Raw genomic sequence first — 22,810 nt, forward strand, 5'->3', positions numbered from 1 at the left:
GGAACGGCGTTCCAGAAGAATTTTGCGGCAAGCCATCATCTGTGTCAAGATAAGCGATGCCCCATACCGTAGCGAACCCACCACGACGCGCCGACTCGCTGACGCGCGACACCATCATCGACGCCGCCATCGCCCTGCTCGACACAGCGGGCGAGGGCGGCCTGACCTTCCGCGCCCTGGCCGCGCGCCTGGCCACAGGGGCGGGCGCCATCTACTGGCACGTGGCCGACAAGGACGACCTGTTCACGGCCGCCAGCGACGCCATCGTCGCCCGCGCCATGCAGGCCGCCCCGCCTGGCGATACGCCGCAGGCGGGCATCCGCGCCGTGGCGCTGGCCATGTTCGAGGCGATGGATGCGCATCCGTGGCTGGGCTCGGCCCTGTCGCGCGCGCCGGGCCAGCTGCCCACCGTGCGCATCCTGGAACGCCTGGGACGGCAGGTCGATGCGCTGGGCGTGCCGCAGGACCGGCAGTGGATGGCGGCATGCGCCTTGCTCAATTATCTGCTGGGCGTGAGCGGGCAGAATGCGGCCAATGCCGTCATCGCCCGGGAACAGGGCCTGGAACGCGCGCATTTCCTCGACACCCTGGCGGGCGCCTGGTCACGCCTCGATGCGCAGGCGTTTCCGTTTGCCCGCAAGGTGGCGGGTCAGCTGCGCGCGCACGACGACCGCGAGGATTTTTTCGCGGGCATCGACCTGATCGTGCATGGCATGCAGGCGCTGCAAGCGGGCCGCTAGCCCAGCAAATGCCCCAGCAGCGGCGCCAGCAGCACCGTCACGACACCGGAAAAGATCATCGTCAGGCTGGCCACGGCGCCTTCTTCCGTGCCGACCCTGCGCGCCACGGACAAGCCGAAGCCGTGCGCGGCCGCGCCATACGGGGCGCCACGGGCGATGCGCATGCGCAAGGGCAGCAGTTTGAGCAGCGGCTTGCCCAGCATCAAGCCGAACAAGCCCGTCATCACCACGAAGATGCCCGTCAGCTGGGCCGAGCCGCCCATGTGGCGCGACGCTTCCAGCGCGAACGGCGTCGACACGGAACGGGCCAGCAGGCTGCGCGCCATGTCGCCATGCACGCCCAGCAGCCGGTCCAGCAGCAGGGTGGTGGCCACGGACGCGACGATGCCGGCGCAGCTGCCCAGCGACAGGGCCAGCCAGTGCTTGCGGATCAGCTTGCGCTCCTGGAAGATGGGCAAGGCAGACGCCACCGTCGCTGGCCCCAGCAGCCACGGCAGCCAGCGCGTCTCGCCGAAATACGTGGCGAACGGGGTCGACGTGGCCTGCACGATGACGATCAATATCGCCGAAGTGCAGATGGCGGGCGTCAGCAAGATATGCGGGTGGCGGCGGTGCACGGCCTGGTTGGCATAAAACAGCACCAGGGTCAGCAGCAGGAACAGCAGGGACAGCAGCAGGGTGCTCATGCTGACGCCCTCGCGGCGCGCTGGCGCAGCAGCTTATTCAGACGCAACTTGCGTTCATAGCGGCATACCCATTCCACCGTCAGCGCCGTGGCCAGCATCACGCTGGCAAAGCCCAGGCCGATATTTACGAACAGCATCAGACCTTGCGACTTCAACAGTTGCGTAAATTGCACCACGGATACGACCAGCGGTATGAAGAACAGCAGCATATTTGCCAGCAGCCAGTTCGCGCCCAGTTCGATGGCGGCGGGGCGCACCCAGCCCGCCAGCAGCAGGGCCACCAGCACGAACAGGCCCACGACGCCGCCGGAGAACGGCAAGTGCAGGGCGGAGGCGGCCGCGTCGGCCAGCCACCAGGCGGCAATCAAAATGCCCACTTGCCACGCAGTCTGCGCGGGCTGGCGCCAGACGGGGATGGAGAGTGGGGCGGCGGTGGAACAAGGGACGGCTTTCACGGCGGGCTTTCAAACGGATGGGGGAGGTTTTCATTGTAGTGAGCCCACATCAAAAGATAAAATGACTTAAACTCATGATTATCATTCTATTTTGGAATGCATCATGGATATCCGCTCCCTGCGCTACTTCGTCGAAGTGGTCGAGCAAGCCAGTTTTACGCGCGCGGCCGCCAGGCTGCACGTGACGCAGCCCACCGTCAGCAAGATGGTGCAACAGCTGGAGCAATCGCTGGACCTGGCCCTGCTGGACCGCGCGGGCAAGCGTTTTACGCTGACGGACGCGGGCAAGGTGGTGCTGTCGCGCGCGCATGAACTGCTGGCCCTGCACGCGGAACTGAAGGTGGAATTGCGCGACCTGCAACACCTGGAGCGGGGAGAATTGCGGGTCGGCGTGTCGCCGCAGACGCACTCGACCCTGGCGCCATGGCTGGCCGAATACCACCAGCGCTATCCGGGCATCGAACTGAAAATGTATGAAAGCGGCACGCAGGCGATCGAACGCGACTTGCGCACCGGCACGGTGGAGCTGGGCACCATGCTCGACTATCCGGGCAACGCCGCCACCTGGCAGGATTTCGAAGCCTTGCCCCTCGTGCGCTCGCCGCTGTGCTTGCTGGCGGCGCCCGGCTCGCCGTGGCAAGGCCGCTCGTCCGTGGCCCTGGCCGAGCTGGCCGACAGCCCCTTCATCTTCTATGGCGCCGCGTTTGCCCTCAACGACATCGTGCAGGATGCCTGCCAGCGGGCCGGTTTCGCGCCGCGCATCACGGGCCGCAGCGGCCAGTGGGACTTTATTGCCTCGCTGGTGCGGCTGGGCGTGGGCATCTGCCTGCTGCCGAAGATGTATTGCGACACCTTGGAACCGGCGCAATTTGACGTCATCCCCCTGGACGGCCCGCCCGTGGAGTGGAATTTGATGCTGGCCTGGCGCCGGGGCGGGCGGCTGTCGTTCGCGGCGCGCGCCTGGCTGGAGCTCGTCAGGGCGCGCATGGCGGACGCGGCACGTTTACAATAGGCGCTCGCCAACTTCCGCCCGACCCGATGAACATCAACGTCAATACCAGACTTAAACGCACGGCCGGCTCATTGCTGCTGGGATTGTTATGCACCGTGGGCCTGATGAGCGAAATGGGCTACGCCCAGGCCGCCTTGCCCGTGTATGGTTATTTCGTCAAGAACACCTATCCGCACGACCCCCAGGCGTTCACGCAAGGCTTGCTGTTCAAGGATGGCCATCTGTATGAAAGCACGGGCCAGAATGGCCAGTCCTCCTTGCGCAAGGTGGAATTGACGACGGGCAAGGTGCTGCAGAAAAGCATGCTCGACAAGAATGTGTTTGGCGAAGGCATCACGGATGTGGGCGATGAGCTCCTGGGCCTGACGTGGATTTCGCAGACGGGCTATGTCTTCGACGTGAAGACCTTCAAATTGAAACGTAAATTCAGCTACCCGGGCGAAGGCTGGGGCCTGGCCAGCGACAATCAATTTGTCTACATGAGCGACGGCACGTCGGCCATCCGCGTGCTCAATCCGAAAACCCTGAAGGAAGTGCGCCGCTTCGAAGTGAAAGCCGAAGGGCGGCCCATCGACCGGCTGAACGAGCTGGAAATGGTCGACGGGCAACTGTTCGCCAATGTGTGGGGCGCGGACGTGATCGCCCGCATCGATCCCGCCAGCGGCAAGGTCGTGGGCTGGATCGACCTGACGGGCTTGCTGCCGCCCGAGCAGCGGGGCACGGCCAATCCCGATGCCGTGCTCAACGGCATCGCCTGGGATGGGCGCGGCAAGCGTTTGTTTGTCACGGGCAAACTGTGGCCCAAGCTGTTCGAAATCGAGCTGATCGAAATCCAGCGCCGTTGATGTTGGCTATCGGACAGTGTTGCTGGCGATGAATCGTTTATGATGGCGACCCTTCGCCCAGTGCGACCTTTACAGGATGCCATGCTGTTCTTTTCTTTACACCGCCTGGCGGCCGCAGCCATCCTGGCCGCCGCCATCGTACCCGCCGCGCAGGCGCAAGCGCCATACCTGCCGGTGATGCAGCAATACGGCGACTTTGTCGTCACGCGCGACCGCCACGCCCCGCTCGTTACCTTGACTTTCCGCAAGCACGGCTACTGGCCCGGCGGCGCGCGCGAAGTGGTGGAGGTGCGCCCGCTAAAAGCGACGCGCGAGGGCCAGCCCATGCTGCTGGCATTCACCAAGGGCTATACGGGCCAGGGCACCATCCTCATCGGCGTGCAGAATGGTGAACCGCTGATGCGCCCCATCAGTCCCTTGCAGCGCGACAGCATGGTGCGCACGGAGCGCGACCCCGAATGGGGCGTGCCGCAGCCGGGCCGTCCCGAGATGCTGCTGTTTGCCCGCGACGGCCGCGCGCTCGACACGGGCACGGGCGAGCTGCTGTGGTTTGACGTGGCTGGCGGCGTCACCGGCGATTACGCGTCCGCCATGCTGGTCTCCGTCTCGCCCGACGGGCGGCGCGGCGCCTATCTGACGAATACGCTGACGAATGCGCTGACGAAGGTGGGGATCATCGTCGCCACGCGCGACGACGGCGTGGCCGGCGTGCTGGCCTTGCCGTCCGACACGTATCAACGATGGCTGAAACCCTTGTCGCAGGCCGCTTCCGCGCAGGCGGGCGCCGCCATCAAGGCGCGCCAGGGCCGCACGGATAGCAACCGCATCCGGCGCGAGCTGGAACTGGCCTGGTTCGGCCAGCAATTTCAATGGAAACAAGGCAAGGGCGGCTGGCAAGTGACGGGCTTGGGCCTCAGTTCCGCGCCGCCGGAAGGAAAACAGCCATGAGCTACCCTCAATTCATCGCCGGCTGCCTCGCCGCAGTCTTGCTGGCCGGCTGCGTGCACAGCGAGATCGCCCCCAGGGATTATCTGGCACAAGACATCGACAAGAGCCAGGCCCTGGTGGAAGTGGACGTCGTCTTCGGGCAAGCGCCCGACGACAAGCTGACGTCGCGCATGACAGCGCGCAACAGCGTGGAATACGCAGGTGCGCCGCATATCGTCGTGCCGTTCTACCAGAAGGGCCTGGGCTTCGACCAGGGTTTCGCGGGCACCTACATGTTTGCCGTGCCTTATCCGATCGCCAAGGTGGAAACGGCCACGGCCAGCAGCCGCGTCTTCGGACAGAAACTCGAGGGCCAGCAGCCGGGCAGTCCGCGCTATCGTTTCCGCGTGCCGGGCAAGGTGCAGTGGAACAGCAATGAAACCTTCATGCTGAGCTTTGCGCGCAAGGGCCGCCGCGAAGAAATCACTTTCCGCTTCAGCAATGAGCAAAGCTGCCCGTCCGCCTTCCTGGCCACCACGCCACTGTATGGCTTTCCCATCAAGGTTGTCGCCACGTTCAAGGGCAATCAAGGCTGCCTGAAAGTGTGCGACAGCCGCGACCAGTGGCCCGGCTTTTGCGCCTTCCAGCCGCCGCCGGCCGCTTGACTATCATCATGCAAGCGACGCGCCGGCCATGGCCGGTGCGCTGCTTATACACGCGCGCGTTTCGTCGATTCTATTCAATTGTCATCGAATGACAGCCTGAAACGGTTATTTTCATGGTGCAAGGCCGGCTGCATAGGCGCAGTTCAATGCGTCGGCCGGCATATAAATATTGCCGCAAAAATATCTTTCTCAGGCGTATGATTTCCGTGCCGTGAGCAGCGCACGCAGATGGCGCAGCCCGGCCCGATATCCGAGACGCATCGTTCCTGTGGAGAGACAGAATGAAAATGCCCGTTTTAGGAAGCACCCAGGCCGCCATCAGCAACCGTCCGCTCGACATGCTGGACACCGATACGGCGGCAGTGCGCGCCATCGCCCAGGCAGCCGTCAGCGTGGAACTGTTCACCATTCCCCTATACATGGCCACCATGTATTCGATCCAGGGCACGCACCAGATCAACTCGCAAGGCATCAGCTACTACGAAGGCCGCCAGTGGCCGGGCATGGGCACCACGGCCCGGCCCGAACTGAAGGAGCAGAAGGCCTTCAATATCATCTTCAGCGTCTTCATCCAGGAGATGCTGCACCTGCAGATGGCGGCCAACCTGGCCACGGCCATCGGCACGGCGCCATGCTTCACGGGGTCGGAGCTGCAGTCGCAGGACCACGGCTGGACTTGCTACGGCAAGGATTGCACGGTGATCCCGCACATCGTCGACTTGCAGGACACGGCCGGCTACCGCCATGTGCGCGTCAACCTGGAAGAGCTGAACGATAACCAGTGCGACCTGTTCCTCGCCATCGAGCAGCCGGAACAGCAGGCGCGCGCCCAGCTGGCGAAGTTTGACGCGCACAACCACACCAAATATTTCCCCGAGGTACCGTTCGTGGGCTGGACGCCGGGCAAGCACGTGCATGATCTACCCCAGTTCGGTACCATCGGCTACATGTATGAGTGCTATGCGCGCTATATCAGCATCGCATACACGGATGGCCAGACCTTGTGGCAAAAACTGTTCGTCAACGGCTCGGTGCAGCAGGACATGTTCAACAGCCAGGTGCCGGGCCACGCCAAGGCGGAGTTTCCCAAGTTCGACACCTGCTTCGGCCCGCAGGACCAGGATGGCGGCCAGACGGGCTCGTTCAACAAGGCCATCGACATGATGGCGGCCATCACGGACCAGGGCGAGGGCAGCGACACGGCCATCCAGCGCTACCGCCGTGACGCAGGGCAGCGCCTGATGGCCGTGCAGCCCGACTACCGCGAAGACCTGGCCGCGTTGAAGTGCGATTACCCGTCGTACGCGAACAATGGCAAGGACGCCGAATCGCGCGATGCGGCCGCGCGCCACGACAGCGCCCCGTTCGATCACTACGAGCGTTTCGGTCAGGTCAAGGCCATGCTGCCAGTGCAGACCTGGGCCGGCTGGCATAAGGAAGGCGGGCGCTGGAGCGAAGCCATGCTGACCAACGAGCGCTACAACCCGGCCACCGCGCCGAAGAACATCCCCGCGCCCGCTGCCGTGGCGGGTGCCCTGAACCGCCTGAAGGATACCAGCGGCACATTGGGGATGCTGAGCACGGTGGCCACGGGCGCCATCTATGGCATCACTTCCGTGCTGGACAAGTACTGGCTGAACCAGCAACTGGAATTCCCGTATCCGTCGATGGTGGGCGCGGGCGACCGCATGGCCATTTGCTGGGCCGTGCTGGGCCAGGCGCCGAACCTGGCGACGGGCGTGCCGCTGGCCGAGAAAGGCGTGCTGTACCACGCCTGCCAGGGCATGCATCTGGAGGGCGAGGCCTCGTCCACCTGCGCCGCGCTGGCCGTCTACCATACGTGCCGCGGCTCCAACGGCTGCCACGCCCAGGGCGGCTGCGGCTTTGCCCAGGCCGACACGGGCGGCTCGTCCTGCGGCCATTCGGTCAAGGCTGCCGCGGCGCCTGGCAGCGAGTGCTACGTGCCGCCACCGCCGCCGCAGGACGATAAAGTCTACAGCGCGCCCAGCGACAACAAATGCGGCGGCTTCGGCGGCTGCGCCGTGCCGATTTCGGCCTCGCAGCTGTATCCGAACACCACGAAGAAGGACCCGCCCGAACCCGCCACCATGACCTTGTACGATTTCGGTCCCGCGCCCGAGCACCGCAGCATTCCGCTGGGCCAGACCATGCGCTTTGCGCTCGGCGACAATGTCTACGACAAGGCCTGGGAAGCCTACGGCAAGGTGATGGCCGCGCGCGGCACGCCGGTGGGCGCGCCGCCGGCGCCCACCGACCTGCGCCTGGCCTTGCCGCCGTCGACCTGATGCGGGGCATCCTGCACGAGGCGCGGCCGCGCCTGGGCCTGCCGAATCTTGGCCTGGGCGTGGGGCTGCGCCCGCCCCATTACGCGCACATCCTGGAACACGGTCCGCAGGTGGACTGGTTCGAGATCATCAGCGAGAATTTCATCGACAACCACGGCTATGCGCGCCACGTGCTCGAGCAGGTGGCGGCGCAGGTGCCCATCGTCATGCATGGCGTGTCGCTGTCGATCGGCAGCAGCGATCCCTTGAGCCTGGCCTACCTGCGCAAGCTGCGCCAGCTGGCCGCCGAGATCCGCCCCGCGTGGATTTCCGACCATTTGTGCTGGACGGGCGCCGCCTCGCTCAACAGCCACGACTTGCTGCCCTTGCCGCTGGACGAGGCCAGCCTGCGCCATGTGGCGGGCAGAGTGCGGCAAGTGCAGGAATTCCTGGGCCGCCCCCTGATCCTGGAAAACCCCAGCACCTACGTGGAGTTTGCCCAGTCCAGCATGCCGGAATGGGAATTCCTGGGCCGCCTGGCGGTGGACACGGGCTGCGGACTCTTGCTCGACGTTAATAATGTCCACGTCAGCGCGCATAACCATGGTTATGACGCGGCCGCCTACATCCGCCAGTTGCCGCACGCGCACATCGTGCAAATTCACCTGGCCGGGCCCACCGTCTGCGGCGCCATGCTGATCGACACCCACGACGCCCCCGTGCCGGCCGCCGTCTGGCGCCTGTACGCGCTGGCGCAGCAACTGACGGGGGGCGTGTCGGCCCTGCTGGAATGGGATGCGGACATTCCGGCGTACCCGCAGCTGCTGGCCGAGCTCGACAAGGCGCGCGCGGCCGGGCGGGGAGAGTTTTCCGATGCCGTACCAGCCACGGCCACGGCCACGGCGAGCCTGGCCGCCGTCTCGGCGCCGCTGGGCTTTCACCTGGAGGCCGCCCATGCCCCGTAGCGCCGACGGCGACGCGCGCGCGGACGCACCGCTGGCGCAATTGCAATCGTGGTTCCTGACGGCCATGACGGCGCCGGGCGGTGCGGCGCGCGGCGCGCAGTTGGCCAGCGAGCGCCACGGTTTGACGCAGGAGCAAGTGTTGAAGCGGGCGCGGGGCGGGCCGGCGCCGCTGCACATCCATGCGGACGGCTACGTGCAGCGTCTGCTCGAATGCCTGCAGGCCGACTATCCTGTCTTGCGCAAGGTCATGGGCGACGAGCTGTTCGCCTTCTTTGCCCGCGCCTATGTCTGGCGCCACCCGTCCGCTTCCCCGACCTTGTATGACCTGGGCGGCGGCTTTGCCGATTTTCTCGCCGCCAGCCAGGGTGCCGCCGGCGCGCAGGGGGACGTCTTGCGCTTTCCCGTCGAACTGGCGCGGCTGGAGCGGGCGCGCAGCGAGGCGGGCAGGGCGCCGGGGCTGGAAAAACTGGCGCAGCCCGTCCTGCCTTCCGGTCTGGACTTGCTTTTGGGAAATGCGCCGGCCTGGCGCCTGACGCCGTGCACGCGGCTGCTGGCCCTGTCATTTCCCTTGTGTGAATTCTGGCAACAGGTGCAGGGCGCGCCGGACGCCGCCGTGCCGGCCCAGCCGCAGGCCGGTCCCGCCTTTGTGGCCATTTCGCGCATGCATTACCAGCTTGCCATGCAAGAGCTGCAGCCGTGGCAATTTGACTGCCTGCAGGCGCTGGCCGGCGGCGCGCCGCTGGCGCAGTGCGCGCAGCAGGCGGCACGGTCCAGCGGCAGGGCGCCGGACGAGGTGCTGGCCGACGCCATGCTGTGGCTGCCCATGGCGGCCGCGGCCGGGCTGGTCACCAGCGCTGCCTGAGCGGAAAGCGGCGGACGCAAAAAAGGCCGATGAAAATCGGCCTCGATGACAACTGCAGGTGTTGCTTAGCGGTAAAACGCTTCGACTTTGCCCTTCAGCTTGATCTGCAGCGGACGGCCGCGGCGGTCGAGGGACTTGGTGGAAGCGACCTTGATCCAGCGTTCGCTGATGCAATATTCTTCCACGTCAAGACGTTCCTTGTCGTTGAAGCGGATGCCGACGTCGTTCTCGAACACGGCTGCAACGTGGTAAGGGCTGCTCGGGTCGATCGACAGGCGATCGGGCAATGGGGGTAAGGTAGTGGTATCGTTCATGGGCGTAATTATCGCCCAGAATGCCGATCCAGACAACGGCCTTTCGCACGCCGTCTATCTAGATGGACGCGAAATGGCGGGCGCGGCCGTGTGCGTGGATGGCGGCGGCGGTGATGATGAACTGTGCGGCATTCCCGTCGGGTCGGCCAGCTGGATGACCGTGCCGTGCTGCCAGGCGTCGGCACCGGCAACGATGGCGGGCGCGGCGATGTCGGTTCGCTGGCGGCGTTTTTCGGCCGAATCGATGCCGAAGCGGTGGTCGCGCGCGGCGACCATGGCGGCATCGGCCTGGCCGTCGGCTGTAAAGCCCATCATTAGTTGCGGCACGCCCAGCGGCAAGGTCTTGTGCAGATCCGTGTGCCAGGTATGCCAGGTCTTGCCGTAGGTGCCCACCAGCTTTTGCATCAGCGCCTTTTCCGCCACGGCAGGTATGCCGGGCGCGATCAGCTGGCCCGACTTCACTTCATGCACATGGCTGTGCCACAGCGCTTTTTCCGCCGCAGGCAAACCTTGGTACAGCCTGGCGCTGACGATGTATTCGACGCCCATCAGCTTGGCATCCTTGACGTTGCCGTCGTAAATCACGCATTGAATCAACTCTTCATTGACGATGGTGCAATAGTGGTGCGCCTCCATCTGACCGCGCAGATTGCCGTTGTAGAAATGAAAACCGTCGAGATAGGCATTGAGGGCCGCAATGGGCGGCCGGGCTTGCAGGGCGTCGGCGCCAGCATCGAGCACGCGCGTGGAGACCCCGGCTGGCGCGCCCGGGGCCTCCACGTTCGATGCCGTATTCCTGGCGCCGCAGGCGGCCAGGCCCATGCCCAGCCCGGCGCACAGCATGGCCTTCAGCGCTTTCATGTCGACCAGCAGCATCGGGCCGTGCCTGCGAAATCAGGATTTGTCGTCATTCTTGTGGCTTTGACGTCCCGCTTCCACGTGCTGCTCATGCGTGCCGCCGCGCGTGCCGGAGCCGGAACCCGATTGCTGGCTGCCGCCACCGCTCTTGCCCTGGCCCGATTGCTGGCCCGACTGCTGCGAACCTTGTGAGCCTGATTGCTTGTCGGCGTCATTCTTGTGGCTTTGGCGGCCCGCCTCGACGTGCTGCTCGTGCGTGCCGCCCTGGGTACCGCCCGACGATTGGCGGCTGCCGGACTGTTTGTCCGACTGTTGGCTGCCCGATTGCTGTTTGTCCGATTGGCTGCCGGATTTGTCGTTGCTGTTCGAAGTCATGATCATGTCCCCTAAGGTTAGTCTGCGTCGTCATCCGCTCCAATATTGGGTTGGATGTTCCTGCCTGAGCTCCGGCGCCGTGCAGCACCGTTGAGACCATTCTCGTTGCAAGCGTCGGGCTTAACCATAGGGACACTCCTTGTCGCCACGTAGGAAAACTCCGGCGTAGCTGACAACCATTTCTACATTTGCATTGTTTACAAGTGCCCTGTTTCCTGCGGCGGCCTGTCCCAGTCGTCATGCCAGCCATCGACAAAGGTGACGGGCACCCGGGCCAGCTCGGCCGCCGCCGCATCGTCGAGGCAGTTCACGCCGATGCCGACAAACGGGCCGCTGCGGGGCGAATCGCCGTAGCCAAACGGACGTACGCCGCAGTGGCGGCAAAAATAGTGGCGTTCGCGGCCGGCGCCGAAGCGGTATGCGCTCAAGTCGCCTTCGCCGGCCAGCAGCCGGAAGTCGGCGGGCGGCACCTGGCTGGCCCAGCAGCGGATTTTCAGGCAATAGGAACAGTTGCAGTGCAGGCTGGGGGCCGCCAGGTCGATCTCGGCCGCGAAGCGCACGGCGCCGCAGTGGCAGCTGCCATGGTAGGTTTTTTTCATCTGGCCCACTCTACAGGGTGGCTGTACTGTCATGCAACTGCTGGAATTGCGACAGCTGCTGCTGCATCAGCCGCGCATACTGGCCGCCCGCGCGCAGCAGCTCGGCGTGCGTGCCTTGCTGGCAAATCCGGCCCTTGTCCATGACGATGATGCGGTCGGCCTTGACGATGGTGGAAAAGCGGTGGGCGATGATGATGGTGGTACGCCCTTGCATCAGCGCATCGAGGGCACGCTGCACCAGCTGTTCGCTGGCCGCGTCGAGCGCGCTGGTGGCCTCGTCCAGAATCAGGATTTTCGGCGCGCGCAGGATGGCGCGGGCAATCGCGATGCGCTGCTTCTGTCCGCCCGATAATTGCACGCCCCGTTCGCCCACGAGGGTGTCGTAGCCGTCCGGAAAGGCCGCGATAAAATCGTGCGCGTGCGCCAGGCGCGCTGCCGCCACCATCGCTTCGCGCGCCACGACCCGGTCCGGCACGGCAAAGGCGATATTGTCGGCGATGCTGCCGGAAAACAGGGCCGGCTCCTGCTCCACCACGGCCATCTGGCGCCGCAACTGCGTCACGCCCAGCACCTGCGCGTCGATGCCGTCGAATTGCAGGCTGCCCGCGTCCATCTTGTAGTGGCCCAGCACCAGGCTGGCGATGGTGGACTTGCCCGCGCCCGAGGCGCCGACGAGGGCGATCTTTTCGCCCGCGCGGATGGACAGGCTGACACCGTCGAGGGCCGCGACCTGTACGCGCTCGGGATACGCAAAACGCACGTCGCGCAGCGCGATGTGGCCCGCCAGCGGCGGCTGCGGCGGCGCCTCGGGCACGGCACGGTGGCTGCGCAGGATCTCGAAGATGCGGTCGGTCGAGCCCATGGTGCGCATCCAGGTGTTCCAGAACTCGCTGATGGAGCCGGCCGTGTCCGTCACCATGCTGGCATAGATGACAAAGGCCGTCAGCTCGCCCACGCTCAGGCGGCCCTGGCCGATCAGGTGGGCGCCGAAGCACAGGGTGGTCAGCAGGGCAACAAAAGCGAGCAGCCCCTGCGCGCCCTGAAACACGGCCAGCAGCCGCGTACCGGCCAGCGACACCTCCAGCAGCTCCCGCATGGCTTGCGCGTAACGGGCCATGGCGCCGCCTTGCTGGTTGAACGCCTGCACCAGGCGCGCATGGGCAAAATATTCCTGCGCCACCTTGCCGCTGGCGGCCAGGGTGGCCGAAATGGCCCGCGCGCGCTGCCGGTAATTGCTGCCGGATAACTTGCCGAGATAGAGGCTGATGGGAATGAACAAGGCCAGCGGCAGGCTCAGCATGGGCGACAGCTGCAGCAGCATGGCGATGCCGCCCAAAAACACGCACAGCGAGCGCAGGGCGTTGGCCGCGCCGATGGTCAGGCTTTCATGCAGGGCCGACACGTCGGACGTGAGCCGGCTGTTCAGCTCGCCGCCATGGTGCTTGTCGAAGAAGGCGATGGGCTGGTTGATCACCACGTCGAACAGGCGCCGGCGCACGCCCATGACAACCATGTGGCCGCTCGATTGCAGCAGGTAGAAGCGCGCGGCCGAAGCCAGCGCATACAGCACGCTGAAGGCCAGCATGGCGGCGACCATGCCCGGCGTGACGCCGTGCCGGGTGAGGGCGGTCACGTTGTCGATGAAATACGCGATGGCTTGCGGAAAGGCCAGCTGCGCGCCCACGGTAAGGGCCATGCACAGCAGGCCGGCGGCAATGCGCCAGCGCACGGGGTACAGCAGGCGCAGGCGTTCAAAATGCGGGCCGAAGTTGATATTGCTCATGCGGCGCGCTCCTGTGACGGTTCGGCGTTCAATTGTCCGACGAGGGCCAGCCAGTCTGCGTCGCCGATCAGGCCGGCCGCTTCCACGCGTCCCTGGTGATTGACAAAGACATAGGACGGCGAGCTCATTTGGGGATTGACGCGCCGGTAGTCGCGCAGGCTGACGCGTGCCGCCGCCGCCCGCAAGGGGCCGTCGGGCAGAAAGGCGCGCAGGCGGCGCGGCGCTTCCTCGCTGAGCAGCCACACGGCCAGGCCCGCATTGCGCGCCAACGGCAGCAGCCGTTCGATGCCGGCCAGCTTATCCGCGCATTTCGGGCAGCGGCTGGCGAGGAACAGCAGCACGGCCGCCTGGCCGGGGGCGCCCGGCTGGAAACGCGCGCCGCCAGCCAGCGGGCGGGCTTGCACGGCAGGCAGGGGCTCGCCCGGCGCCAGCGCCGTGGGCGCCAGCCTTTCGCGGCGGCTGGCGCGCAGCACGGCCAGAGTCAGCCAGAGATTGCCGGCGATGGCAAACGCCAGCACCGCCAGCACCAGTTGCAAGGTCGTGGCATCCATCAGCCGGCCTTTGCCAGGGTGGCGATGTCGTGCAGGGAAATGATGGCCACGCAGGCGATGGCCGCCAAGCCGGCCGCCAATACAGTGGTGGCGACGGGCAAGGCCGCATCTTGCGCCAGCGCACAGTAGCTGCCGTTGATGCCCACCGCCAGCGCGTTGCGCAGCAAGTCGTACTGCGAGACGGGTCGCGCCGCTTCGCCGAAGCAACTGCAGCGCACCACGCTGTGCGTGAAGTAGCGCCAGGCCAGCACGCCGGTGAGAGCGCTTAACAGCAAGAGCGACAGCAGCATCGGCAGCCGGGCGCCGCCGGCCAGCAGCCAGCCGGCCAGCAGCAGTTCTGCCGCCACCAGGGCCGGCGCGGCGCCTGTGGCTGCGGCGGGCGGCAGGCCGAACGAGTCGGTCAGGTTGCCGCGAAATTCCCCGTAGCTGCGCAGCTTGCCCACGCTGGCCGCCAGCAGCAGCAAGGCGATGCAGCAGCGCGCGATATCAGACAGCAATGCCGTCAGCATGCTGCCCCCGTTTGCGCGGTCCACAGCGGTGCGAAGCCGCCCGGACGCTGGCGCCGCAGCTGCACGCCGTCGCGCGAGGCCAGCAGCGCATCGTTCCACGGTTCGTCGGGGGCGCTGCGCAGGGCGCCGCCTATGTGCGCCTGCAACTGGGTCGAGATGGCCCAGCCCAGCCGTTCAGCCTGGGCATCGCGCGCCATGTTCAAGCCCAGCCGGGCCAGCTCTTCGCGCGTCAAGGCATAGTTATGCGAGTGGTATCCGGTCACCAATTGCGCGACGATGGCGCGCCGCGCCTCTTGCGTGGCATCGGGCAATTGCCAGGCCAGCAATTCCTCGCCGATTTGCGCCAGTTCCAGCGTGGTGCGGTAAAAGGCCGTCAGGGACGGGGGAAAGATGCTGCCGCACAGCAGGGACAAGGATTGCTGGCGCGCTTCGCCGGCATCGACGCCGAACCACTGCTGCGCCATGTCGCCGAAGACCTTGATGTCCAGGCTGGAAATGGCGCCGCCGTCCACGCCGTCGAGCTGCGGGTCGATGGGCGAGAACAGGGCCAGGTCGCCGGCGATGATTTCATCGGCGCCCAGGGCCAGCAGGGTAGCGGCCGACTGGCAGTGGAAGGGCACGATAAAGCTCAGGTGGCGCGCATGCTGGCGCAGCAGCAGGGCGATGCGGCGCGCCGCGTTGACGATGCCGCCCCGTCCGTGCAGCACCACGTCGAGGCGCGCCATGGGGCCGATGCCCTGGCACATTTCGTAGAGGGCGGGCAACAGCTCCATGTCCAGGTGCGAGGCGGCCAGGACGATGGCGCGGCTGTCGCGCGCCTGCTCCAGTGCGCGCAGCTGCGAAGGCAGCAGGGTCAGGTCCGGCTGTGGCATAACGCTCCTTCGATCAGGATATCGGCGACGCTTTCCAGCAGGGGCAAGGCGGGCACCAGTTGTTGCACATATAAAAATTGACCAACAGGATTGTTTTCCAGGAAAACATACTCACCCTCGGGCGTGACGATCAGGTCCAGCGCGCCGTACTCGAGGCCATAGCTGTGCACGAAAGCGAGGCAGCGCTCGTGTATGTCGTCCGGCAAGGTCGCCGCTTCGTAGCGGATGGGCGCCGACATGTCGCGCGAATCGATGGCCGTGCGCGCATCGTCCTGCGAATACAGGCGGGCGGCAAACAGCTGCTTGCCGATCACGGTGATCCGTAGTTCATATTGCTTGGCGATATATTCCTGGAACTGGCAGCTCAGTTCGCTGACGGCGTCCAGGCTGTCGAGCATGGCATCGTCGACGACGGTGGTGCCTATGCCGCCGCTGACCCTGTCTGCATCCCCGACCGTTTCGGCCGCCAGGGTGGGTGTGGACATGCTCTTGAAAATGATGGGTCCGCCGACGGCGGCGCGGAAAGCGCGCACGTCGTCGGGCACGTTGCTGATCACGGTGGCGGGCACGCGAAAGCCCATGCGTGCAGCCCGTGCCAGCTGCTCGCCTTTCCATTGGGCGCCGCGCAGGGCCAGCGGATGGCTGAGCCAGTAGCAATCGAGGCTGTACAGCACGCTGAAGATGGCCTGTTCCGTTTCCAGCCGGGCGTAGGCGCGTTCCTGCGGCGTCAGGTCGGCGCTGGCATAGGCGTAGTCGGCCGCCTTGCGCAGCCAGACGGCGCCTACCTGGCGCAGGTCCAGCCAGTCGCCGTCGGGCAGGCGGCGCAGCCGCGCGCTGGCCTGGCCGCCCAGCATGCGCTGGCACAGCTGGTAATCGCGGGGAAAGGCGTCGAGATCGATACGGAAGGGGGCATGACCGCGGTCGGCGAGAATCGATGCCACCAGGTCGGCGTGCAGGTCGCCGCTATGGCTGATAATCAAAACCTTTTTATGCATGTCGGAGAGCCTGCAGTAGCGGAAAATCGGGAAGATGAAAAAGCCTTGCCGCGGCAAGGCTTTCAGTTGGCGCAACGATCAGCAGAATTCTCCGCCGTCACTCGAGCCGACGCGCGAATAACGGTATTGTTCCTCGCTGTCGACCGCCGTGCAGCCGGCCACGGCGACACCGTCGCGTACTTTCCAGGGCGCAGGACGCGCCGGTTTTTCCTCTTCCTTTTTTTTCGCCAGTTTGAATGCGAACAGCTTGGTTTTATCGTGCATGAGATCCTCTGTTAATGGTTATGTTTCGATTTTTACCGATAACTGCTTTAAAGAATGGCATCTCCAATTGAGAGGGGTTCATATATTCATTGCGCGCGGAAAATCCGCGCCGCACGGCGCCGGTTTGAATATGGGGAATATATGCAACCCCGCGCCGGGCGGGGTTATGGCGTGCCGGAAATCAGCAATACTGGCCGCTGTCGTTCGGCTTGAGACGCGAAGAGTCGCGATATTGATCATTGGTGCCGACGGCGGTGCAGCCGGCCACGGCGACGCCGTCGCGCACTTTCCAGGCGGTGGCGGGCGCCGCCTGTTTTTGTACCTGTTTTTCAGCCAGTTTGAATGCGAACAATTTGGATTGGTTTTGCATTGTACTATCCTCTTGTGATGGTTAAGTACTGCTTGCGCTGTGTGCCATGGTATATGGCCATTCGATATTAGCGCCGGAATAAATAAGCGTCAATTGGAAATCAACCGTATTCGCGATTATATGTCCGAGATACTCACCAAATATCACGCCGGCCATTTATGTTATTGCAGTGCGATAAATAATAAAGGCGGTGTTTTAAATGATCGGCAAGCCGTTTGATTATGGATGGCAAACGGATCGACTATGCGCCCGGCCACGCACTATAATGGCGCCTGTTGAATGGAGAAGGCGGGAGTCGCTATATGGAAATGACAGTTACTGACAGCCTGCGAGAGCTGGCGTACGCGCAGGCCGCAGCGTTCGTGCAGACGCTGAACGGGCGCGATCCTGTTGCGCTGCAACGCGACTGGGGTCTGTCGCCGGCCGTGGCCGCGGAGATCGTCGACATGCTCGACAGCTACTTTGCGGCCAACGAGGCGCTGTCCCTGACGCCGCTGGCGCACGCCTTTGTGCCGGGCAAGGGCGGCCGGCCCGGCGTCGATGTGTACGCCACCGGCGACGGCCCGTTGGGCCTGGAATGCCTGTTGCTGGCCGACGGCAAGCCGGGCGAAGCGATTTTGCACCTGGAAATGTCCGGCCACGATGGCGCGCTGCGCCTCCATTACCGCTACATCGGATCCTGAGAGCACCATGACTGAACTGATCAGCGAAACACAGCAACGCATCTGCGACAAATTCGGCTTGCCGGCGCAGGCGCCCGAACCCATGGTGGCCCTGGCCATCGGCAGCCTGGCGCAGTCGCCCATCTACGGCACCCGCATCGTGCTGCCGGAAAACGGCACCATCAGCTGGTTCATCCACTGCGGCGAACACGACGACGCCAGCGGCTTTTACCAGCCGCTGCATGCGGAGCACCTGCACGAGATGCTGCCGCAGGTGGTCGATTACCTGGCCTTGCCCAGCGGCGTCAAGTTCATTCTCGACCGGCAAGGGTATGAAGATGTGTGGCTGGAAGAGTAACTTTCTAATCGGCAAGATTGTCGTTGACGTTGACAAATAGGTATGGGATGCTGCGGTTCCGTTTTCAACTGTCGAAAGCCGCATCTTGAAGCCACGCCTCCCATCCGTCCTGCTCGTCATGGCGCTTGCCGCCGTGGCAGCTCCCGTCACCTCGATCGCCACTGCCGCCCCCGCCAACTCATCGCAGGCATCGCGCGCGGAACAGGAAATTGCCGCCTTTGTGCGCAGCGAAATGCGGGAGCGCCAGATTCCCGGGCTGCAACTGGCCGTGATCCGGCACGGCAAGGTCCTGCTAAAGCGCAATTTCGGCCTGGCCAGCCTGCAATATCAGGTGCCCGTGACGGACGCCAGCCTGTTTTCCATCAACTCGGCCACCAAGGCGTTTGCGGGCGTGGCCGTGATGCAGCTGGTGCAGGAGGGCAAGATCGACCTGGCCGCGCCCATCGGCCAATACCTGACGGGGCTGCCTGCAGCCTGGCAAGCCGTGACGGTAACGCAATTGCTCAACCATACCTCGGGCTTGCCCGACGTGCTCGACCAGCGCAGCGGCAAGCTGGTGGGGCCGCAACCGGACGACGCCGCTGCGGCGTGGAGCGCCGTGCAGGCGCTGCCCGTGGAAGCCCCGCCAGGCCAGCGCTACCGCTACAACCAGACCAATTACGTTTTGCTGGCGCAATTGATCGAGCGCCAGAGCGGCCAGCCCTTTACCGACTTCATCCGGCACCGGCAGTTCGACGTGGCGGGCATGCCGCACAGCGGCTTTGGCGATGCGAAGGACGTGGTCGTGGGCAAGGCCAGTTCCTACGTGCTGGACCGGGGCGGCAACGGCTACCGCAACGTGATCGAGGACTTTCCCGTCTTCATGCGCGCCGGGGCCGGCATCAACAGCAATGCGGGCGAACTGGCCAACTGGCTCATCGCGCTGCAGTCGGGGCGCTTGCTGGCGCCCGCCAGTGTGGAACGGCTGTGGCAGCCGACCAGTTTGAATGACGGCAAGCCGGCGCCGTGGGCGCTGGGCTGGCCCACCATCGGCCGCGATGGCCACCGCGCCGTGGCCGGCATCGGCGGCGGCCGCTCGGCCTTCTATGTGTATCCCGACGATGGCCTGGCCGTCATTATCCTGAGCAACCTGGCTGGCGGCCAGCCGGAACAGCTGATCGATACCATTGCCGGCTTTTACCTTCCCGCCCTGCGCCAGCAGCGGGGCGGCGCGTATGCCGCGCATCTATTGCGCAACAAGGCGGCCGGCACGGGCTTTGAAGGGCTGGAGCAGAAACTGGCGGCCATCCGGCGCCAGCATGGGCTGCCTGCACCCGCCGACGACGACCTGAATGCCTGGGGCTACCGCTTGCTGGGCCGGCAGCAGCCGAAACAGGCGGTGGCCGTCTTCCAGCTGGGTGTGCAGCTGTATCCGCAAGGGGCGAATGGCCACGACAGCCTGGCCGAAGCGTATGAGGCCGATGGCGCCACGGCGCTGGCCGTCACGCATTACCGCCGTTCGCTGGAGCTGGACCCGGGCAACACGCATGCCGTGGCGCGTTTGCGCGTGCTTTCCCCGGATTAGCGCGCCGCCGCGGCCTGGCCGTGCTCGGACCCATGCATGGCCAGGTAGGCCGTCAGGTTGTCGTCGGCGATGCCCAGGGCGCGCAAGACTTCCTTGGTGAAGGTGACGGGCGCCGTGCCGGGCGCCGTGATGATGCGCTGGTCGGCAACGGCCCACGGTACGTCCTGGTACAGGGCGGCGCCAGCATAGCCCGTTTCCAGCAAGTTGCCCGCGCTGTTGGACGTATGGCGCACGGTGTCGAGCACGCCCGCCTGCGCCAGCACGCGCGTGCCGTCGCAAATGCCGGCCAGCACCACGCCCTTGTCGCGCGCCGCGCGCAGCAGGGGTCCCAGGTCGGGCGCCTTGCCGCTTTGCCAGTGGCTGCCGCCGCACACCATCAGCAAATCGAGTTCCTCGAGCACGATATCTTCCAGCGCCAGCTGCGGCGTGACCAGCATGCCGCCGGACGATGTGACGGGCAAGCCGCCCGGCGTGGCGAACTGCGTGTAAAAACCGTAGTACAGGCGCGCCGTGGAATTGAGCAGGGCGGTTTCCCAATCGGCAAAGTTTTCGGTCAGTATGGTAATGGCACGTGTCATGAAAAGTCCTGTCGCAGGTGGAGATATCAATAGTACTGGCTGGCTGGCCAGCTGGTGCCGAAATCATAATAAAAAGCACTGACAATTTCTGTCAGTAGCATGCGTGAATCAGCAGGGCGCAGGAAACGATGGTACAAGTTGCAACAGACTGCGCTACAATCGCTGGCCCGTCCGCGCGGGCTTGTCCTTGTTCAATGCTTACTCTCCATCGCCTCCATGCTGATTCTGTTTTGCCGTGTCCTGTTCAGCATTGCTGGCCTGCTGATTTTCTTCCTCTTCGATCAGTTAAGCGCGAATGAATGCCTGAAATTGAGCGTCTTGCTGGCGGCCTTCCTGCTGGGCGTGGGCGGCGTGCTGCACGCATGGCGTGGCAGTTCCGGCGCGATCACCGTGCTGGTGCGCGTCGTCGTGCCCGTGTTTTACCTGGACGCCGCCGTAAAAGGCTTCTTGCGTGGCTATTTTGGCATGCGGCCCAATCCCAATGCCGTTTTACAGGCCATGTTTGCGACAGATCAAGCGGAAACGGGAGAATTTTTCCTGCATAACAGCGTCGCCCTGGCGCAAGCGGCTGGCTGGTTTGTGCTCGTGACGGCGGCCGTGCTGCTGGCCGACCGCCAGCTGCAGCGCTGGCAGGCGTCGCGCGCCGGTACCGGGCCGGGCTGGCCGCACAAAGCCTTTGCCGCCGGCATGGCCGTGTTTCTGGTGCTGCTGCACGTCAATACCACCATGCGGCGCGAAAATCCGGCATTGTTCTGGCCGCTGCGCTACCAGCAGTACAGCGCGCAGCTGGACGCGATGAAATCGATGCAGCATGCGCTGACGGCGGCCATGGCCGCGCCGCGCGACTGGAATGTGCGCTATGCGGGCGAGGAGGCGCGTACCGTCATCCTCGTGATCGGCGAGAGCACCAACCGCGCCTCGATGTCGCTGTACGGCTATCCGCGCGCGACCACGCCCCGGCTCGACGCCATGCGGGCTAAGCTGCTGGTATTCAATGACGTGATTTCGCCCGCGTCCAGCACGGTGGAATCGATGATGACCATGCTCACGCCGGCCGATATCGGCAACCCCGATGCGTGGATGGCCAAGCCGAATCTGCTGATGCTGGCCGAGGCGGCCGGCTACAAGACGTTCTGGGTCTCGAACCAGACGCGCAACGACGGCTGGATCGGGCTGCTGGCGGGAGAGGCCGATGAAAGCGACTTCATCAACTACGGCACCGGCCGTGGAGAAAACAATTTTGACGGCAACCTGTTCCAGCCATTCGCCCATGCGCTGCGCGACGCGGCGCCGAAAAAGCTCATCGTCGTGCACTTGCTGGGCGCGCATCCCAGCTATGACATGCGCTATCCCCGCCGCTTCGCCCATTTCGACCGGGCGCAGGACGCCGTCAGCGCGCAGATGGCCAGCCAGGGCAGGTCCAGCTGGATACGCAACCAGCGCGACGAATACGATAACGCCATCCGCTATGGCGATTACGTGCTGGGCACCCTGATCGGCATGGCGGAAACGGCCAAGACCGGCCGGGCCGCCTCCTTGCTGTTCGTCTCCGACCATGGGCAGGAAGTGGGCTACAGCCGCAATCACGCGGGCCATTCCGCGTCGGACAAGAGCGGCTATGAAATCCCCATGTTGATCTGGGATAACCAGCAAGCGCCGCAGTCGACGGCCGCGCGCGCCGCGCTGGAAAGCCGGCCGTATCAGACGGACAAGCTCGATGCGACCGTGCTGGGCTTGCTGAAGATCGAGACGCGCTATTACGCCGCGCATGACGATATCCTCAGCAGTGCCTTTACGCCCGTGCAGCGCTTCATGAATGGTTTGCAGTACCAGCGCGGTCCAGTGCTGGCCCGTTGAGCCGGCAATGAAAAGGCCCGGCGCCGCCGCGGGAAGCGGCGGGGCCGGGCCCCTGAATTTGCTGCGGATTTGCTCTCGATTACTTCTCGGCGAATGCGCGCTCGACAACGAAGTCGCCAGGCGTCGAGGTATTGCCTTCCTTGAAGCCACGCGCTTCCAGCATGTCTTTCAGGTCGCGCAGCATCTCGGAGCTGCCGCAAATCATCACGCGGTCTTCGACAGGATTGAGTTCCGGCACGCCCAGGTCTTTGGCCAGCTTGCCGTTCTCGATCAGTTCCGTGATGCGGCCCATGTTGCGGAAGTCTTCGCGCGTCACGGTCGGGTAGTAGCGCAGCTTGTCGCTGACCATTTCGCCCAGGAACTCATGCTTCGGCAGATGTTCTTCCAGCAAGTCGTGGTAAGCCAGTTCGTCGACCTGGCGCACGCCGTGCACGAGGATCAATTCGTCGAAGCGTTCGTAGATGTCCGGATCGCGCACGATGCTGAGGAAAGGCGCCAGGCCCGTGCCCGTCGACAGCATGTACAGGCGCTTGCCCGGCAGCAGGTAGTCGGACACCAGGGTGCCGGTCGGCTTGCGGCCGACGATGACGGTGTCGCCCACTTGCAAGTGTTGCAGACGCGACGTCAGGGGGCCGCCCGGCACCTTGATGCTGAAAAATTCCAGGTGGTCTTCGTAATTGGCGCTGGCGATACTGTAGGCGCGCAGCAATGGCTTGCCGTCGACGCGCAGGCCGATCATGGTGAAGTGGCCATTCGAGAAACGCAGCGACGGGTCGCGCGTGGTGGTAAAGGAGAACAGGGTATCCGTCCAGTGGTGCACGCTTAAAACGCGCTCTTCATTCATCGAACTCATAGTATT

General features: G+C 64.8%; 27 protein-coding genes. 12 read left to right on the plus strand and 15 right to left on the minus strand.

Annotated features, from left to right (window positions below):
* Nucleotides 1-56: 56 nt before the first annotated feature.
* The gene (locus IGS60_RS06430; RefSeq protein WP_230503072.1) at nucleotides 57-740 is read left to right on the plus strand and encodes a TetR/AcrR family transcriptional regulator; all 684 of its coding nucleotides are present in this window, start codon (nucleotides 57-59) and stop codon (nucleotides 738-740) included.
* Here the strand turns inward: IGS60_RS06430 and IGS60_RS06435 are convergent.
* Together IGS60_RS06435 and IGS60_RS06440 are read right to left on the minus strand one after the other, a co-directional pair.
* Complete coding sequence (locus tag IGS60_RS06435) at nucleotides 737-1,426, minus strand: LrgB family protein (RefSeq protein WP_230503073.1); 690 nt, start codon at nucleotides 1,424-1,426, stop codon at nucleotides 737-739. The genes IGS60_RS06430 and IGS60_RS06435 overlap by 4 nt on opposite strands.
* Nucleotides 1,423-1,881: a CidA/LrgA family protein gene (locus IGS60_RS06440; RefSeq protein ID WP_230503074.1), complete on the minus strand. Its 459-nt coding sequence runs from the start codon at nucleotides 1,879-1,881 to the stop codon at nucleotides 1,423-1,425. The genes IGS60_RS06435 and IGS60_RS06440 overlap by 4 nt, the downstream gene beginning before the upstream one ends.
* Nucleotides 1,882-1,984: 103 nt before the next feature.
* On the opposite strand from IGS60_RS06440, the gene IGS60_RS06445 reads away from it, so the two are divergent.
* The 7 genes from IGS60_RS06445 to IGS60_RS06475 all read left to right on the plus strand — a co-directional run bounded on the left by IGS60_RS06445 (nucleotide 1,985) and on the right by IGS60_RS06475 (nucleotide 9,442).
* A complete protein-coding gene (locus tag IGS60_RS06445; RefSeq protein ID WP_230503075.1) occupies nucleotides 1,985-2,893 on the plus strand; it encodes a LysR family transcriptional regulator in 909 nt (302 codons plus the stop codon).
* Nucleotides 2,894-2,919: 26 nt separating this feature from the next.
* Nucleotides 2,920-3,738: a glutaminyl-peptide cyclotransferase gene (locus tag IGS60_RS06450; RefSeq protein WP_230503076.1), complete on the plus strand. Its 819-nt coding sequence runs from the start codon at nucleotides 2,920-2,922 to the stop codon at nucleotides 3,736-3,738.
* Between the two features lie 81 nt (nucleotides 3,739-3,819).
* Nucleotides 3,820-4,686 carry a hypothetical protein gene (locus IGS60_RS06455; protein ID WP_230503077.1) on the plus strand — a complete coding sequence of 289 codons (867 nt, stop codon included), beginning with the start codon at nucleotides 3,820-3,822 and terminating at the stop codon, nucleotides 4,684-4,686.
* The gene (locus IGS60_RS06460) at nucleotides 4,683-5,330 is read left to right on the plus strand and encodes a hypothetical protein (protein WP_230503078.1); all 648 of its coding nucleotides are present in this window, start codon (nucleotides 4,683-4,685) and stop codon (nucleotides 5,328-5,330) included. Before IGS60_RS06455 ends, IGS60_RS06460 begins: the two co-directional genes overlap by 4 nt.
* A gap of 281 nt (nucleotides 5,331-5,611) precedes the next feature.
* Nucleotides 5,612-7,636, plus strand: coding sequence for a ferritin-like protein (locus IGS60_RS06465; protein ID WP_230503079.1), 2,025 nt, complete (start codon nucleotides 5,612-5,614; stop codon nucleotides 7,634-7,636).
* Nucleotides 7,636-8,580: a DUF692 domain-containing protein gene (locus IGS60_RS06470; protein WP_230503080.1), complete on the plus strand. Its 945-nt coding sequence runs from the start codon at nucleotides 7,636-7,638 to the stop codon at nucleotides 8,578-8,580. Before IGS60_RS06465 ends, IGS60_RS06470 begins: the two co-directional genes overlap by 1 nt.
* Nucleotides 8,570-9,442, plus strand: a complete 873-nt coding sequence (locus IGS60_RS06475; protein ID WP_230503081.1) for a DNA-binding domain-containing protein — start codon at nucleotides 8,570-8,572, stop codon at nucleotides 9,440-9,442. Before IGS60_RS06470 ends, IGS60_RS06475 begins: the two co-directional genes overlap by 11 nt.
* 65 nt (nucleotides 9,443-9,507) lie before the next feature.
* Here the strand turns inward: IGS60_RS06475 and IGS60_RS06480 are convergent, their stop codons facing one another.
* From IGS60_RS06480 to IGS60_RS06530, 11 genes are all read right to left on the minus strand, one after another.
* On the minus strand, nucleotides 9,508-9,756 hold the full coding sequence (locus IGS60_RS06480) for a DUF3297 family protein (RefSeq protein ID WP_010398340.1): 249 nt from the start codon (nucleotides 9,754-9,756) through the stop codon (nucleotides 9,508-9,510).
* A 54-nt stretch (nucleotides 9,757-9,810) separates the two neighbouring features.
* On the minus strand, nucleotides 9,811-10,632 hold the full coding sequence (locus IGS60_RS06485) for an OBAP family protein (protein ID WP_230503082.1): 822 nt from the start codon (nucleotides 10,630-10,632) through the stop codon (nucleotides 9,811-9,813).
* A gap of 18 nt (nucleotides 10,633-10,650) precedes the next feature.
* Entirely contained in the window at nucleotides 10,651-10,989 is a 339-nt protein-coding gene (locus tag IGS60_RS06490; RefSeq protein ID WP_230503083.1) for a hypothetical protein, read from the minus strand.
* 197 nt (nucleotides 10,990-11,186) lie between these two features.
* A complete protein-coding gene (locus IGS60_RS06495; protein ID WP_230503084.1) occupies nucleotides 11,187-11,588 on the minus strand; it encodes a GFA family protein in 402 nt (133 codons plus the stop codon).
* Between the two features lie 10 nt (nucleotides 11,589-11,598).
* Nucleotides 11,599-13,371, minus strand: a complete 1,773-nt coding sequence (locus IGS60_RS06500; protein ID WP_230503085.1) for an ABC transporter ATP-binding protein — start codon at nucleotides 13,369-13,371, stop codon at nucleotides 11,599-11,601.
* Nucleotides 13,368-13,922 carry a hypothetical protein gene (locus IGS60_RS06505; protein WP_230503086.1) on the minus strand — a complete coding sequence of 185 codons (555 nt, stop codon included), beginning with the start codon at nucleotides 13,920-13,922 and terminating at the stop codon, nucleotides 13,368-13,370. Before IGS60_RS06505 ends, IGS60_RS06500 begins: the two co-directional genes overlap by 4 nt.
* Nucleotides 13,922-14,431, minus strand: coding sequence for a MauE/DoxX family redox-associated membrane protein (locus tag IGS60_RS06510; RefSeq protein ID WP_230503087.1), 510 nt, complete (start codon nucleotides 14,429-14,431; stop codon nucleotides 13,922-13,924). Before IGS60_RS06510 ends, IGS60_RS06505 begins: the two co-directional genes overlap by 1 nt.
* Nucleotides 14,425-15,303 carry a hypothetical protein gene (locus tag IGS60_RS06515; RefSeq protein ID WP_230503088.1) on the minus strand — a complete coding sequence of 293 codons (879 nt, stop codon included), beginning with the start codon at nucleotides 15,301-15,303 and terminating at the stop codon, nucleotides 14,425-14,427. The genes IGS60_RS06510 and IGS60_RS06515 overlap by 7 nt, the downstream gene beginning before the upstream one ends.
* On the minus strand, nucleotides 15,285-16,298 hold the full coding sequence (locus IGS60_RS06520) for a RimK family alpha-L-glutamate ligase (protein WP_230503089.1): 1,014 nt from the start codon (nucleotides 16,296-16,298) through the stop codon (nucleotides 15,285-15,287). Before IGS60_RS06520 ends, IGS60_RS06515 begins: the two co-directional genes overlap by 19 nt.
* 78 nt (nucleotides 16,299-16,376) lie before the next feature.
* Nucleotides 16,377-16,562 carry a hypothetical protein gene (locus IGS60_RS06525; protein WP_070218820.1) on the minus strand — a complete coding sequence of 62 codons (186 nt, stop codon included), beginning with the start codon at nucleotides 16,560-16,562 and terminating at the stop codon, nucleotides 16,377-16,379.
* A gap of 181 nt (nucleotides 16,563-16,743) precedes the next feature.
* Complete coding sequence (locus tag IGS60_RS06530) at nucleotides 16,744-16,932, minus strand: hypothetical protein (protein ID WP_070218819.1); 189 nt, start codon at nucleotides 16,930-16,932, stop codon at nucleotides 16,744-16,746.
* A 308-nt stretch (nucleotides 16,933-17,240) separates the two neighbouring features.
* On the opposite strand from IGS60_RS06530, the gene IGS60_RS06535 reads away from it, so the two are divergent.
* The 3 genes from IGS60_RS06535 to IGS60_RS06545 all read left to right on the plus strand — a co-directional run bounded on the left by IGS60_RS06535 (nucleotide 17,241) and on the right by IGS60_RS06545 (nucleotide 19,516).
* Nucleotides 17,241-17,615, plus strand: a complete 375-nt coding sequence (locus IGS60_RS06535) for a hypothetical protein (RefSeq protein ID WP_070310436.1) — start codon at nucleotides 17,241-17,243, stop codon at nucleotides 17,613-17,615.
* A gap of 7 nt (nucleotides 17,616-17,622) precedes the next feature.
* Nucleotides 17,623-17,952, plus strand: coding sequence for a hypothetical protein (locus IGS60_RS06540; protein WP_230503090.1), 330 nt, complete (start codon nucleotides 17,623-17,625; stop codon nucleotides 17,950-17,952).
* A gap of 85 nt (nucleotides 17,953-18,037) precedes the next feature.
* Complete coding sequence (locus IGS60_RS06545) at nucleotides 18,038-19,516, plus strand: serine hydrolase domain-containing protein (protein ID WP_230503091.1); 1,479 nt, start codon at nucleotides 18,038-18,040, stop codon at nucleotides 19,514-19,516.
* Here IGS60_RS06545 and IGS60_RS06550 read toward each other — a convergent pair.
* On the minus strand, nucleotides 19,513-20,094 hold the full coding sequence (locus tag IGS60_RS06550) for a type 1 glutamine amidotransferase family protein (RefSeq protein ID WP_070288436.1): 582 nt from the start codon (nucleotides 20,092-20,094) through the stop codon (nucleotides 19,513-19,515). The two genes, IGS60_RS06545 and IGS60_RS06550, sit on opposite strands and share 4 nt — an antisense overlap.
* 216 nt (nucleotides 20,095-20,310) lie before the next feature.
* On the opposite strand from IGS60_RS06550, the gene IGS60_RS06555 reads away from it, so the two are divergent.
* Entirely contained in the window at nucleotides 20,311-21,951 is a 1,641-nt protein-coding gene (locus IGS60_RS06555) for a phosphoethanolamine transferase (protein ID WP_230503092.1), read from the plus strand.
* Nucleotides 21,952-22,030: 79 nt separating this feature from the next.
* Here IGS60_RS06555 and IGS60_RS06560 read toward each other — a convergent pair whose 3' ends face one another.
* Nucleotides 22,031-22,804 carry a ferredoxin--NADP reductase gene (locus tag IGS60_RS06560; RefSeq protein WP_230503093.1) on the minus strand — a complete coding sequence of 258 codons (774 nt, stop codon included), beginning with the start codon at nucleotides 22,802-22,804 and terminating at the stop codon, nucleotides 22,031-22,033.
* Nucleotides 22,805-22,810: the final 6 nt, after the last annotated feature.

The organism is Janthinobacterium sp. FW305-128 (assembly GCF_020858135.1).
Taxonomy (GTDB): Bacteria; Pseudomonadota; Gammaproteobacteria; order Burkholderiales; family Burkholderiaceae_D; genus Janthinobacterium.